The following is a 13,325-nucleotide window of genomic DNA, read 5'->3' as shown; positions in this document are numbered from 1 at the left end:
CCCCCCCCCCCCCCCCCCCCCCCCCCCCCCCCCCCCCCCCCCCCCCCCCCCCCCCCCCCCCCCCCCCCCCCCCCCCCCCCCCCCCCCCCCCCCGGGACCGGGATTCCGGCCGGGCGCGGGCACGTAGACTGGAGGGCTTGTCCCCTCGGACACCCCGGCACGCGCGGGGCCCGTCCCCGCGCACCCCACCTTGAAGCTCAGGAGCACCGCCCCCATGCAGACCGAATCCGCACCGTCACTGGTCGGCCAGGAGTACGAGGTCGAGGTCGGCCAGGTGGCGCACGGCGGCCACTGCGTCGCGCGCACCGACGCCGGGCAGGTGCTCTTCGTCCGGCACGCGCTGCCCGGCGAGCGGGTCGTCGCGCGGGTCACGGAGGGCGAGGAGGGCGCGCGGTTCATCCGGGCCGACGCCGTGAAGGTGCTGACCGCGTCCAAGGACCGGGTCGAGCCGCCGTGCCCCTTCTCAGGGCCCGGCCGCTGCGGCGGGTGCGACTGGCAGCACGCGGCGCCCGGCGCGCAGCGCCGCCTCAAGGCGACGGTCGTCGCGGAACAGCTCGAACGGCTCGCCGGGCTCACCCCGGAGCAGGCCGGCTGGGACGGCACCGTGATGCCCGCCCCCGGCGACAAGGTCGCCAAGGGCGAGGTGCCCGCGTGGCGGACCCGCGTGCAGTACGCGGTGGACGCCGAGGGCCGCGCCGGACTGCGCAAGCACCGCTCCCACGAGGTCGAGGTGGTCGACCACTGCCTGATCGCCGCCCCCGGCGTCAGCGACCTCGGCGTCGAGGACCGTACGTGGCCGCAGATCGCCACCGTCGAGGCCATCGCCGCCACCGGTTCGAACGACCGTCAGGTGATCCTCACCCCGCGCCCCGGCGGGCGGCTGCCGATCGTCGAGCTGGACCAGCCGGTGTCGGTGCAGCGGATCGGCGAACGCGACCACGCCGTGCACCGCGTCCACGGCCGCCCCTTCGTCCGTGAGCGCGCCGCGGGCCGCACCTGGCGCGTCGGCGACGGCGGCTTCTGGCAGGTCCACCCGAAGGCCGCCGACCTGCTGGTGGAGGCCGTCATGCAGGGCCTGATGCCGCGCAAGGGCGACATGGCGCTCGACCTCTACTGCGGGGTCGGCCTCTTCGCGGGCGCGCTGGCCGAACGCGTCGGCGACCAGGGCGCCGTCCTCGGCATCGAGTCGGGCAAGCGCGCCGTCGAGGACGCCCGGCACAATCTCCAGGACTTCGACCGCGTCCGCATCGAGCACGGCAAGGTCGAGCAGGTCCTGCCCAAGACGCGGATCGACGAGGCCGACCTCATCGTCCTCGACCCGCCGCGCGCGGGCGCGGGCAAGCAGACCGTCCGCCGGCTCGCCGCCCTCGGCGCCCGCCGCATCGCCTACGTGGCCTGCGACCCCGCCGCCCTCGCCCGCGACCTCTCTTACTTCGCCGAAGCCGGCTACCGCCCCACCACCCTGCGCGCCTTCGACCTCTTCCCGGTCACCCACCACGTGGAGTGCGTCGCGATCCTCGTGCCGGAGAAGCCGGAGAAGCCGGAGAAGAAGGACGCCTGACGCCGGAATGACGCGCGGGGCGTCCGGCTCGCCCTGGTCGCCACGGCCGCCGAACACGAGCGGCTGATGGACCGGCTGTCCGAAGTGCCCTGCCCCGACCCGGACCACGAGGGCCCCTGCCCGGTCCCCTGGGCGATGCACAGCATCAACGAGGACGCCCTCCCGCTCCGACAGTCAGTCCGTGAAGTAGTCGGGGTACTGCTCGCGCAGGGCGACGCCGTAGCGGCGGACGCGGCTCACGTGGTCGCTGAGCAGGCGCCTGCCGCCGGTGACGTCGGCGGCTTCGAGGGCGTCGACGATGGCCGTGTGCTCGGCGACCAGGGCGCGGACGGTGTCGGGGTCGGGGAGGCTGAGGCGGCGCAGCCGGTCGAGCTGGAGCTTCATCGGCTGCATGACGGTCCAGACGCCGTGGTAGCCGCTGATCACGAAGATCTGCTCGTGCAGGGCCTCGTCGGCGTCGAAGAATCCGGCGAGGTCCTGTTCCGCCTCGCAGCGGACCTGTTCCGCCAGCAGGGCGCGGCATACGCCCAGGCGGCGGTCCGGAGCGGCGCACGCGACGGCGAAGGCGGAGATCTCCAGGCTTTCGCGGACGAACCGCGCTTCCTCGACGTCGCGCAGGCTGATCTTCGCCACGGTGGTGCCGACTTGGGGGATGACGGTCACCAGTCCGTTGTCCACCAGGCGGGCGATGGCCTCGCGCACCGGGGTCCTGCTCACCTGGAGCCTGGCCGACAGGTCGGTCTCGGACAGCGAGGCGCCGGGCGCGATGCGCAACGTCCTGATCGCCGAGACCAGCTCTTCGTAGACGCGGTCGGAGGTGCGGGCGCGACCGCGGACGACCGGACGCAGCGGGGAGCCGCCGCCGCGCGCTTCCGCTGGGGGGCTGTTCAACGATCGTTCCACCCTCGCAAGATTTTCGGGCCAAACTCCTCGTCAGGATATCGGGATTCGTCCGTCGGGCAGCGGGTCCCGCGCACACCGCGGCCGGCCGGGTCCCGCGACCCGGCCGGCCGTGTGTCTCATCGACGCGACGCGGCGGTCAGCGCTTCGCGCTCTGCGTGCCGGGCGTCACCGTCCACTGGTCGAAGTCGTACGCGACCGACTCGTCGCCGACGGTCGCGGTGAACGTCGAGCCGAGCTTGTCCTGCTGGAGCCACGGCGTGTCGAACAGCTTGAAGCTGTCGTAACCGATCGCCTGGCCGTTGACCAGGTGGGTCGCGCCGGGCGCCTGGGACGCCTTGTCGTAGGTGAGGTCGAGGTCGTCCCCGGCCAGGCTGTGGTAGACGACGCGCGGGGTGGCGTCGTTCACGTGGCTGGTGTCCAGGCCGGTCTGCGTGGTCAGCGCCGTCGCGAAGGCGTCGAGGTCGGCGTACGCGGAGGCGTCGGCCGTCTCCAGCACCCACGCGTTGGTGTCGGCCTGGCTGCGCAGGATGTCGTAGGTGTAGCCGAGCGTCGCGGTCGGGTGGATCTGCGTCGTCGTCTTCACCTTGTTCGACGGGTCGTTGGGCGTCTGGTGGTACCAGGTGCCGGGCTTCGCCAGCTTGAACGCGAAGTACATCGGGCCGGTGCTGACGACCGTCCAGCCGTCCACCTGCTTGCGCTCCACGATCGAACCGTTGTCGGGGAACATCGCGTTGATGTAGTTCGACGTCTGCTCACCCGACGACTTGTAGATGCCCAGCGCCGTCGGACCGTCCTGCATCACCCGGTGGTTGTCGGGCTGGTCGTACGACCCGATCTGCGCGGTGCCCTGGTCGAGCGAGATCCGGAACAGCGGATTCGCCGCGTTGGACTGCCAGCGCAGCACCATCGGCATGTCCTCGATCCAGTTGTCGACCCTGCGGTACTGCGTCTCGGTGGCCAGTCCCCAGGTGGGCCGCACATAACTGGTGCGGTAGACGTCCATCGCGTTGCCGCTGGAGTTCTGCAGATTCGACTTGTACGCGCTGTACGACTTGTCGGTCATCTGACCGATCTTCACCGCGAGCGGCGGCGGCGTGTACGACGTGCCGGACCAGGCCAGCATGCCCACGTACTCCAGGTCGGGCCGGTACGCCGACGGCGCGGTGTTGTCCGACTCGCCCACGCCCTGCTGCGCCCGGTGCTCCCCGAAGTACGTCCAGGCGAGCGTCGTGTGGTCCGCGGACCGCCAGGTCGGGTCGTTGGCGGAGGCCAGGTCGCCCTTGGCGCGGCTCTCCGACGAGATCAGGTAGCCGTTGTCCCAGTCGTTCGCCCACTCGAACCACATGACGTCCATGGCCATCTTGACCTCGGAGCGCAACTGCTGGTCGTCGGACCACTGGTAGATCGCGTTCAGACCGACATACGTCATGATCGTGTACTCGGGGCTCTCGTACTCGGCCCAGCCGCGCCGCACCCCGGCCTTGACCATCTCCTCGATGTTGGCCTTGCTGCTCGCCTTGAGCGCCGCCCCGGAGCTGCCGTTGAGGTCGGCCACGTCCGGGAAGTACTGCCCGACCAGATAGCCGGTGACGTACGTGCTCATCCGCAGGTTCTCGGTCTGCGGGAGCTTCTGGTAGCCGTACTTGGCGAAGTACGCGCGCACGTCCTGGAGCATCGCGGGGCTGAACTGGTCACCCGCCATCAGGTACGTGTACATCTTCGCCATGATCTTGTACTGCTCGTAGTCGTAGCCCTGGTAGAGCTTGTCCAGCTTGCCGAGGTTGGCCGCCACGTTCTGGTGGTCCACCAACTGCGCGGTGTACTGCGCCACGTTGATGGGGCCGTCCTCCTCCTTCATGGCCTTCGTCCGGTCCCACAGCCACTGCGTCCGGGTCTGCTGGGTGCCGGGGAACGGGGCGGGAGCCGCGGGTACGTACGTGGCGGTCGTGACGTGCACGGGGGCGCTCAGCGCGCTGACGTGGCCGAACGCGTCCTTCGCGCGCACCGCGAAGTCGTAACCCGTGCTCGGCATCAGGCCGGTGACGACCGCGGAGGTGCTGGAGCCGCTGACCGAGGAGGCCAGGTAGCCGTCGCGGTAGATGTCGTAGCCGCTGACCCCGGTGTCGTCGGTCGAGGCGTTCCACAGCAGCGGGACGCTGTCCGAGGAGGCCGTCCCGGCGTGCAGGGACGTCGGCGTGGTGGGCGGCGCGCTGTCGGACACCGCGCCGGCGTCGTACACACCGACGTTGTCGACGTCGATCGCCTCGTCGGTGCCGCCGGTGTCGACGCGTACCTGGAAGCCGAGTTCGACGGTCGTCACCAGCCGCTGCCCGCCGTTGGGCACCACGGTGAAGCGGTACTCGGGGATGTCGCTGTCGTCGACCGTCGCCAGGGCGCCCGACGTGCTCTTGTACGCGGCGGTGCCGGTCAGGCTCACGGCCGGTACGGCGAACCGCGGCACCAGGACGTTGTCGGCGTTGCCGAACTGGATCTCCGCGTAGATGTCCTTGGCGACGGGCTTGCTGCTGGCCGCGGCGCGCTTGAGGTCGAACTTCAGGACGAACTGCTCGGCCGGGCTGCCGACCGGCGCCCCGTAGACGGCGTTGACGCGGCTCACCAGCGAGCCGGTGGAGAACCGGTGGTAGAAGTAGCTGGCGAGGTTGGTCCCCTGGGAGGCGTCGCGCAGTTCGAGCGCGTTGTTCCCGCCGACGCTCACGATCTGCTGGCTGCCCCCGCCCGAGGCGGTGGACATGGTCAGCGGACTGGTGCCGCTGTCCATCGTGGTGTCCATGTCCGCCGCGAGCAGGTTGACCTGTGGGTCGTCGGCGGCGACGGCACCTTGGGACGGTGCCGCGAGGAGCACGATGACGCACGCGGACGCCATGGCTCCGTACAGGACTCTCATTGATCATCCTTTCGTTGGCACTGGCTGACTTGCCGACCGTTGAACCGACCGGCTACTTGACCGACCCCGCGACCAGGCCCTTGCTCCAGAAGGACTGCAAGGACACGAACATGGCGACGACGGGCACGACCGACAGCAGCGCGCCCGTGACGACGGTCGCGTAACCGATCGGATAGCCCTGCATCTCACGCCAGCCGACGAGCCCCACGGTCACGGGCTGGAGCGATCTGTCGGCGAGCATGAGCGAGGGGAGCAGGAAGTTCGTCCAGATCGCGACGAACTGGAACAGGAAGATCGTCACCATCGCGGGCGCCATGATCCGCATCCCCATCACGAAGATGCGGAACTCGCCCGCCCCGTCGATCCGTCCGGCCTCGATCAGCGCGTCCGGGATCGACGACGCGGCGTAGATCCGGCTCAGATACACGCCGAAGGGGCTGACGATGCTGGGGATGAACACCGACCAGAAGGTGTTGATCACGCCGGTGTGGCTGAAGAGCAGATACAGCGGGACGGCGAGTACGGGGGCGGGCAGCAGGACGGCGGCGAGCACCGTGCCGAAGACCGCCTCACGGCCGGGGAAGGGGAACTTCGCCAGCGCGTAGCCGCACATCGTGGCCAGCAGCGTGGAGACGACGCCGCCGCCGACCGCGTACAGCAGCGAGTTCAGCAACCAGCGGGAGTAGATGCCGCCTTGGGCCTCGAACAGCGTCTGGACGTTGTCCCAGAGGGCGAAGTGCGCGCCGAACCAGAAGCCGTTGCCGGAGAAGAGCTCCCCGCTGCCCTTGGTGGCGGAGACGATCAGCCACCACACCGGGAGCAGGAAGTAGAGGGCGAACAGGCCCATGACGGCCAGCACGAACATCCGCGAGGCCGGGTTCACGGTCGTCAGCGGGCTGCCCGAGGCGCGCTTGGGCCCCGGTCGCGGCTTCGGGGGAGCCGGCGTGGCGGGCGCGGGTGATTCCACGGTGGCGGTCATCAGTCGGTCCTCTTGGCCGACGCGCGGAAGACGGCGACGGAGAGCACACAGATCAGCGCACCGAGCACCACCGACTGCGTGGCCGCGTAGTTGAAGTTGTTGGAGGAGACCGACCGCAGCGTGGCCATGATCGGCGTGTAGGTGGAGGACAGGTTCGGCGCCACGGACTTCATGGTCGCGGGCTCGTTGTAGAGCTGGAACGTGCCGATGATCGAGAAGACCAGGGTCATCAGCAGGGCGGGGCGGATCTGCGGGACCTTGATCAGCCACGCGGCCCGCCACCCCGTGCAGCCGTCCATCGCGGCGGCCTCCATGGTCTCCTCGGGGATCGCCTGGAGCGCCGCGTACAGCAGGATCGTGTTGTAGCCGGTCCACGCCCAGGTGAGGATGTTCGCGATCGAGAACGGCAGCGCGGCGTCGGTGACGAAGCTGGCGTGGACGCCGATCGAGTCGAGCGCGCGGGTGATCGGGCTCAGCGACGGCGCGTACAGGAACGACCAGACCAGTCCCGCGATCACACCGGGTAGCCCGTACGGGACGAAGTAGGCGAGCCGGAAGAACCGGCCGCCCTTGATCGCCGCGGAGTCCAGGAGAAGGGCGAGTACGAGCGCGATGCCGAGCATCACCGGCACCTGGATCACGCCGATGAACGCCACCCGTCCCAGCGAGGCGAGGAAGTCCGCGTCGTGGAACACCTCGACGTAGTTGTCGAAGCCCGCGAAGACGGTCTTCGAGCCGCCGAGCCCGAGGCCGGAGCGCTTCACCGAGAACAGGCTCTGCTCCAGTGAGTACGCGGTGGGGATCAGGTAGACGACGACGAAGAGCAGGAGGAAGGGCAGGACGAACGGCGCGGCCCGGCGGAGCTCGCGTAGTCGGCGCCGTTGAGTCGTCACGGAGGACACGGTCACCTTCTCTCTGAAGGAACGTGGGTGCTGGGGGACTTGTCGGGGCGAGGGCGAGGGCGAGGGCGAGGGCGAGTCGGGGGCGGGGGCAGCGCAGGGGCGGGGCCAGGGCGGCGGCGGGGGCGGCGGATTCGCGGCCCCCGCGCGGCCCTTCTTCCTGGCCCCGGCTAATTGACCGAGAAGCCCTGGGACTTCAGCGCCTTGAGCGTGTCCTTCTGGGCGTTGCCGAGCGCGTTCTCGTACGTGGCCTTCTTCGTGTGCACCTTGCCGAGGCCGTCACCGAGCGTCGTGGCCGAGATCGACATGATCGGCCCCCACATCCAGCCGGAGTTGACCTTGGCCGACTCGGTGCGGAACAACTGGTAGACGGGCTGGCCGCCGTAGTAGCTCTGCGGGGCGTCCAGCGCGGGGTTGGTGAGCCCGGACTTGGACGCGGGCAGGATGGCCGCGGAGGCGATGAGGTTCGACACCGACTCCTTGTCCGTCGACATCCAGGTGGCGAATTCGGTCGCCTCCTTCGGGTGCGAGCAGTCCTTCATCACGGCCGTGGCCGATCCGCCGGAGTTCCCGACCGTGTCCGTACCGGCCCATCGGGGCATCGGCGCGACGGCCCACTTGCCCGCGGAGCCCGAGGCGTTGTCCCGGATCAGGGACGCCGACCAGACGGGACCGACCTCGGCCCAGACCGTCCCCTTGCTCCACGCGGAGTACAGCGCCGCGTCGAAGGCGGGGTACGAGGCGAGCAGCCCCTTGTCGTACAGGCCCTGCCAGTAGTCGCCGACCTTGCGGTTGGCGGCGCTGTCGAACGACACGGACCACGCGTCGTTCTTCACCCCGAACCAGGGGGCGCCGCCCTGCCACGCGAACCCGGCGTAGAGGTAGGGGTCGGTGGGCAGGTTCATGATCCGCGACGCCGGGTCCGCGGCCTTCACCGCGGCGGCGGCGGCCGTGAACTCGTCCCAGGTCCTGGGCAGTGCGATGTGCGCCTTCTTGAACAGGTCGGCCCGGTAGAACATCGCCATCGGCGCGGTGTCCACCGGTACGCCGTACGCCTTGCCGTCGACGCCGACGTTGCCCCACACCCAGTCGGGGAACTCGCTCCTGCCGTCCTTGACGTACGTGCTGACGTCCTGGAGCACGCCCGCCGCGAGGAAGCTGGAGAACGTCTCGTACCCGACCTGGGCCAGACAGGGCGCCTTGCCCGCCTTGGCGGCGGTGAGCATCTTGTCGTAGCCGCCGGCGCCGCCGTTGGTGATGGCCTCGTACTTCACGTGGACGTCGGGGTGCGTCTTGTTCCAGAGCGCGACGGACTTCTCGTAGCCCGCGGCCCAGCCCCAGAAAGTGATGTCCGCCGGGCCGCCGGTGTCCGCCTTGGCGCTGCCGCTGCCGCTGCCGTTGCCGCCGCCGCATCCGGTCAGCGCGAGGCTGAGCGCGGCGAGGACCGCGGCGGTGGTGAGTCTTGCCCTGCGCATGATCATGGCGACCTCTCGGTTTGCTGCTGTACAGCGCGGTTCGTGTCTTCGTGCCGTGGTGATGGGGGGCGTTGGCGGGGGCGATGAGGGGGCGATGGGGGAGCGGACATACCGCCGCGGACGACACCGGGTAGGCGACCGGGATACTTGCATACAAGAATACTGGCATGCAAGGATTCGGACGTGAATCCTCCCCGACCAGCACGCATCCAGGAGCAGGCACCCCCCGGCCCCGCCGGAGGGCTGTCGCCGATCACCCGGGACCGCACGCGGAACCGCGCCTCCGACCACGTCTACGACGAGTTGGTCTCCGCGATCCGCAGACTGCGGCTCGCCCCCGGCTCCTCCCTGTCGGAGACGGACATCGCGGAACGGCTGCACGTCAGCCGTACGCCCGTCCGGGAGGCCATCGCCCGGCTCGCCGACACCGGCCTCGTCCACGTCGTGCCGCAGGTCGGCACGCAGGTCGGGCTGATCCGGCTACGCGACGTCGAGGAAGCGCGCTTCGTCCGCGAGAGCCTGGAGGTCTCGGCCTTCGAGGCGGCCTGCGGCAATCCGGCACTGGACGTCGGCATCCTCCGCGACCTGCTCGAACAGCAGGAGCACGCCTACCGCACCGCCGACTACGACACGTTCTTCCAGGCCGACGAGGCCCTGCACAGTGCGATCTTCACCCTCAGCGGCCACCCCGGCGCCTGGCAGGTCGTCCAGCGGATGAAGCTGCAACTCGACAGAGTGCGCCGGCTCGCCCAACCCGACACCGCCACGATGCGTGACCTGATCGACGAACACCGGCTGATCGTCGACGCGTTGGAGTCCCGCGACATCGCGGGCGGGCGCGCCCTGATCAGCCGTCACGCCAGACGCGCGCTCGAACGCGTGCCAGGGCTGCGCGCGCAGTATCCGCACTACTTCACGGCATGACCGCGCGCGGCGGCGTACGACCGGGCGCGGGGGCGTACGACCACGCGCGGCAGCGTCGTACGACCGGGCGGGGCAGCGTCGTACGACGCCCAATAACGCGCACGACCGTGCACGACCGCGCATGACAGCCAGGTGCACCGAATCACCGCGACGAAAGGACAACCCCACGTGAACAGGTTCGCCGGACGGACGGTTCTCGTCACAGGCGCCGGTTCCGGCATCGGCCGCGAGATGACGCGCCAGTTCGTGGCGGAGGGGGCGACCGTCTACGCGGCGGACCTCGACCCCGCCGACGTGCCCGACGGCGGCATCCCGCTCACCGTCGACGTCACCGACCCCGACTCCTTCGCCGCGGCCGTCTCCCGGGCGGTGTCGGAGACCGGCGCGCTGCACGTGCTCTGCAACAACGCGGGCCTGGCCTCCAGCACCGACACCCTGGCGTGCAGCGTCGAGGAGTGGGACGCGACCTTCGCGGTCAACACCCGCGGGGTGTTCCTCGGCACCAAACTCGCCCTGCCGCACATGCTCGCCCAGGGCGACGGCGCCATCGTCAACACCGCCTCCGCCGCCGGACTCGTCGGACTGAAGGACCGCGCCGCGTACTGCGCCAGCAAAGGCGCCGTGATCGCCTACAGCCGCCAGGTCGCCGTGCAGTACGCGGGCACCGGCGTGCGCTGCAACTCCGTCTGCCCCGGCACCGTCGACTCCCCGTGGGTGGGCCGCCTGCTCGCCGCGGCCGACGACCCCGGGCAGGCCCGCGCCCAACTCGTCGCCCGGCAGCCGATGGGCCGCCTCGGCACCCCGGCCGAGGTCGCCGCCGCCGCCCTCTACCTCGCCTCCGACGCCGCCGCGTTCATCACCGGCACCGAGCTGGTCATCGACGGCGGGCTGCTCGCCGGCTGACCATCCCTACCACCGAACGGATCACCGTGAAGCTCATGCGTGTCGGCCCACCCGGGGCCGAACGGCCCGTCGCCCTGCTTCCCGACGGCCGCCACCTCGACCTGTCCGCGCTCACCGACGACATCGACGGCGCCTTCCTCGCGGGCGACGGACCCGACCGGCTGCGCGACGCGATCGAGGCGGGCGGCCTGCCGGCCGTCGACGTCACCGGGCAGCGCGTCGGCCCGCCCGTCGCCCGCCCCGGCGTCGTGCTCTGCGTCGGCATGAACTACGCGGCGCACGCGGCGGAATCGGGCGCCGCACCGCCCCAGGCGCCGGTCGTGTTCTACAAGTCACCGCACTGCGTCGTGGGACCGGACGACGACGTCCTGCTGCCGCGCGGCTCCGCCAAGACGGACTGGGAGGTCGAGCTCGCGATCGTCATCGGACGCCGGGCCCGCTACCTCGACTCGCCCGCCGACGCCCTGGCCCACGTGGCGGGTTACACGATCTCCAACGACGTGTCCGAGCGGGCCCTGCAACTGGAGACCAGCGGCGGCCAGTGGTCGAAGGGCAAGAGCTGCGAGACGTTCAACCCGCTGGGTCCCTGGCTGGTCACCCCGGACGAGATCACGTCCCCCCAGGCCCTCGGCCTGCGCTCCTGGGTCAACGGCGAACCCCGCCAGGCGTCCGGCACCAAGGACATGATCTTCGACGTCGCCACGCTGATCCACGAGCTGAGCCAGTTCACCGTCCTCGAACCGGGCGACGTCATCAACACCGGCACGCCCGAAGGCGTCGCGCTGTCGGGCCGCTTCCCCTACCTCACGGAGGGCGACACCATGGAGTTGGAGATCGACGGGCTGGGCCGTCAGCGGCAGCGGGTCGGCCGGGCATGACCATACGACTTTCGCTCGGACACATCGACACCTACGACGCGCGGGTGGCGACCTTCGCGCGCCAACTCGGCCTCACCGGCGTGCAGCTCCACACCCCCGACCTGCTGCCCGGCGAGGACGGCTTCTGGAGCGAGTCCGAGCTGCGGGCCCTCAAGGACCGTTGCGAGGCCGACGGCCTCGCGATCGACGGCCTGGAGAACGTACCGCTCGCGCACTTCTGGAAGATCCAGCGCGGACTGCCGGGCCGCGACGAGCAGATCGAGAACTACCTCAGAACCATCCGCAACCTCGCCGCCGTCGGCATCGACCTGCTCGGCTACAACTTCCTCGCCACGTACGTCTGGCGCACGGACATGGCGGCGGCGGGCCGCGGCGGCGCCAAGGTCAGCGCCTTCGACCTGGCGGACGTCTCCCGCGGCAACGCGCTCGCCGGATACCGGCTCACCCCCGACCACCCCGTCGACGAGCCGGCCACCGCCGACCGGATGTGGGCCAACCACCAGTACTTCCTCGACGCCGTCCTGCCCGTCGCCGAGGAGGTTGGCGTACGGCTGGCCCTGCACCCCGACGACCCGCCCGTCGACGTGCCGTTGGGCGGCATCGCCCGGATCTTCACCTCGCCCGCCGCCATCGGACGGGCCCGCGACCAGGCGGGCGGCAGCCCGTCCTGGGGCCTGAACCTCTGCCTGGGCACGGTGTCGGAGATGGCGGGCGAGGAGAGCGTCAACGAGGTCATCGACCTGCTGGGGCCGTCCATCTTCTACGTCCACTTCCGGGACGTCCGCGGCACCGTGCCCCGCTTCAGCGAGTGCTTCCTCGGCGAGGGCAACTTCAACCCGGCGCGGGTCATCCGCCGTCTTGAGGACTCCGGATTCGACGGGTTCCTCATCGACGACCACGTCCCGGCGATGATCGGCGACCTCGACACCTGGGGCGACATCTCCTCCGAGGCGTACTGCAGCCGCGGCCGGGCCCACGCGATCGGCTACCTGCAAGGCGTCCTCAACGGCCTCGGGCTCGACCAGCCGGAGGCCCGCCCGCGGGCCGCCCGCTCGGCGACGGTCGGCCGGCAGCCTCAGGCCAGCCAGTAGTACGGCAGGCGCAGGAGGTCGGCGACGCGTGCGGCGACCTCCCGCGCGTGCGGCGGGAGGTCCTCGTCGGCGATGCCGCGTATCAGGTGCAGATGGAGCGACTGGAGGGTGGCGAAGGTGTTGAACGCCCAGACCGGGACCGCGCCGGGTCCGCCGCCCTCCAATGCCTTGTGAACGACGGTCAGCCAGTCGGTGGCCTCCTCGACGGTCAGTCCGGGGGCCTGGAGGATACGGGTGAGCGCGCGGGCCAGCCGCGCGTCCTCCAACTGCGCGTAGCGGTAGTCGGTCTGCTCGACCGTCATCCTGCGGGCGCACAGCTCCAGCAGGCCGGTGCGGCGCTCCGGCAGGGCCTTCGCGAACGCGGCGGCGGCGTCGGCGCCGTGCGCCACGGCGTGCAGCCAGCCCAGCGCGTCGTCCCAGCCGCGGGTGTCGCGCTCGGCCGGATACCAGGCCGAGAACCGCGCGTACCAGCGCTCCGCCGCCTCTCGCGGCACGAGCCCGGGCACGGCGTCGCCCCGCGTCAGCACGGAGCAGATGATCAGCGGTGCGAAGGCCCTGGCCTGAACCTCCGGGTGGGTGAGACGGCCGGCCGCGTCGTCCCCGAGCGTTTCGAGGACGGCGTCGAGACGCCCCTCCCTGATCCAGCGGGCAGCGCCGGTATAGGCGTGGTCGTCGCGTGTCCCGGGGTCCGGGGACGTCAGCATGACGGACAGCTCGGCGGCGAGCCGCGGCGCGGGGACGCCCTCGGGGAAGGGGAATCCGTCGGCCGCGACCGACGTCCAGTCGACACGATCGGCGTTCATGGCA

The 13,325-nt window shown here is 70.8% G+C and carries 11 protein-coding genes; 5 read left to right on the top strand and 6 right to left on the bottom strand.

Going from position 1 to position 13,325, the window contains the following annotated elements:
- Positions 1 to 214 precede the first annotated feature (214 nt).
- The gene (locus tag ACZ4EF_RS30450; protein ID WP_467507284.1) at positions 215 to 1,561 is read left to right on the top strand and encodes a class I SAM-dependent RNA methyltransferase; all 1,347 of its coding nucleotides are present in this window, start codon (positions 215 to 217) and stop codon (positions 1,559 to 1,561) included.
- A 174-nt stretch (positions 1,562 to 1,735) separates the two neighbouring features.
- Here the strand turns inward: ACZ4EF_RS30450 and ACZ4EF_RS30445 are convergent, their stop codons facing one another.
- From ACZ4EF_RS30445 to ACZ4EF_RS30425, 5 genes are all read right to left on the bottom strand, one after another.
- The gene (locus ACZ4EF_RS30445) at positions 1,736 to 2,452 is read right to left on the bottom strand and encodes a GntR family transcriptional regulator (protein ID WP_391048870.1); all 717 of its coding nucleotides are present in this window, start codon (positions 2,450 to 2,452) and stop codon (positions 1,736 to 1,738) included.
- Positions 2,453 to 2,600: 148 nt separating this feature from the next.
- Entirely contained in the window at positions 2,601 to 5,369 is a 2,769-nt protein-coding gene (locus ACZ4EF_RS30440; protein WP_467507281.1) for a fibronectin type III domain-containing protein, read from the bottom strand.
- 52 nt (positions 5,370 to 5,421) lie between these two features.
- Entirely contained in the window at positions 5,422 to 6,348 is a 927-nt protein-coding gene (locus ACZ4EF_RS30435) for a carbohydrate ABC transporter permease (protein ID WP_355338524.1), read from the bottom strand.
- Positions 6,348 to 7,241: a carbohydrate ABC transporter permease gene (locus ACZ4EF_RS30430; RefSeq protein ID WP_355338527.1), complete on the bottom strand. Its 894-nt coding sequence runs from the start codon at positions 7,239 to 7,241 to the stop codon at positions 6,348 to 6,350. Before ACZ4EF_RS30430 ends, ACZ4EF_RS30435 begins: the two co-directional genes overlap by 1 nt.
- A 176-nt stretch (positions 7,242 to 7,417) precedes the next feature.
- Positions 7,418 to 8,722, bottom strand: coding sequence for an extracellular solute-binding protein (locus tag ACZ4EF_RS30425; RefSeq protein WP_401312070.1), 1,305 nt, complete (start codon positions 8,720 to 8,722; stop codon positions 7,418 to 7,420).
- Positions 8,723 to 8,905: 183 nt separating this feature from the next.
- Here ACZ4EF_RS30425 and ACZ4EF_RS30420 point away from each other — a divergent pair, with 183 nt between their 5' ends.
- The 4 genes from ACZ4EF_RS30420 (at position 8,906) to ACZ4EF_RS30405 (ending at position 12,518) form a co-directional block, all read left to right on the top strand.
- On the top strand, positions 8,906 to 9,646 hold the full coding sequence (locus ACZ4EF_RS30420) for a GntR family transcriptional regulator (protein ID WP_355338533.1): 741 nt from the start codon (positions 8,906 to 8,908) through the stop codon (positions 9,644 to 9,646).
- A gap of 168 nt (positions 9,647 to 9,814) precedes the next feature.
- Positions 9,815 to 10,549 (top strand): SDR family NAD(P)-dependent oxidoreductase, encoded by a 735-nt coding sequence (locus ACZ4EF_RS30415; RefSeq protein ID WP_391048861.1) that lies wholly within the window; start codon positions 9,815 to 9,817, stop codon positions 10,547 to 10,549.
- A gap of 26 nt (positions 10,550 to 10,575) precedes the next feature.
- On the top strand, positions 10,576 to 11,427 hold the full coding sequence (locus ACZ4EF_RS30410) for a fumarylacetoacetate hydrolase family protein (protein WP_467507278.1): 852 nt from the start codon (positions 10,576 to 10,578) through the stop codon (positions 11,425 to 11,427).
- Positions 11,424 to 12,518 carry a mannonate dehydratase gene (locus ACZ4EF_RS30405; protein WP_467507276.1) on the top strand — a complete coding sequence of 365 codons (1,095 nt, stop codon included), beginning with the start codon at positions 11,424 to 11,426 and terminating at the stop codon, positions 12,516 to 12,518. The genes ACZ4EF_RS30410 and ACZ4EF_RS30405 overlap by 4 nt, the downstream gene beginning before the upstream one ends.
- Here the strand turns inward: ACZ4EF_RS30405 and ACZ4EF_RS30400 are convergent.
- The gene (locus ACZ4EF_RS30400) at positions 12,503 to 13,321 is read right to left on the bottom strand and encodes a DUF2785 domain-containing protein (protein ID WP_467507274.1); all 819 of its coding nucleotides are present in this window, start codon (positions 13,319 to 13,321) and stop codon (positions 12,503 to 12,505) included. The two genes, ACZ4EF_RS30405 and ACZ4EF_RS30400, sit on opposite strands and share 16 nt — an antisense overlap.
- Between the last annotated feature and the right edge of the window lie 4 nt (positions 13,322 to 13,325).

The sequence above is a fragment of the Streptomyces sp. NPDC025721 genome (assembly GCF_055558595.1).
This window is presented reverse-complemented; position numbering and strand designations above follow the sequence as displayed.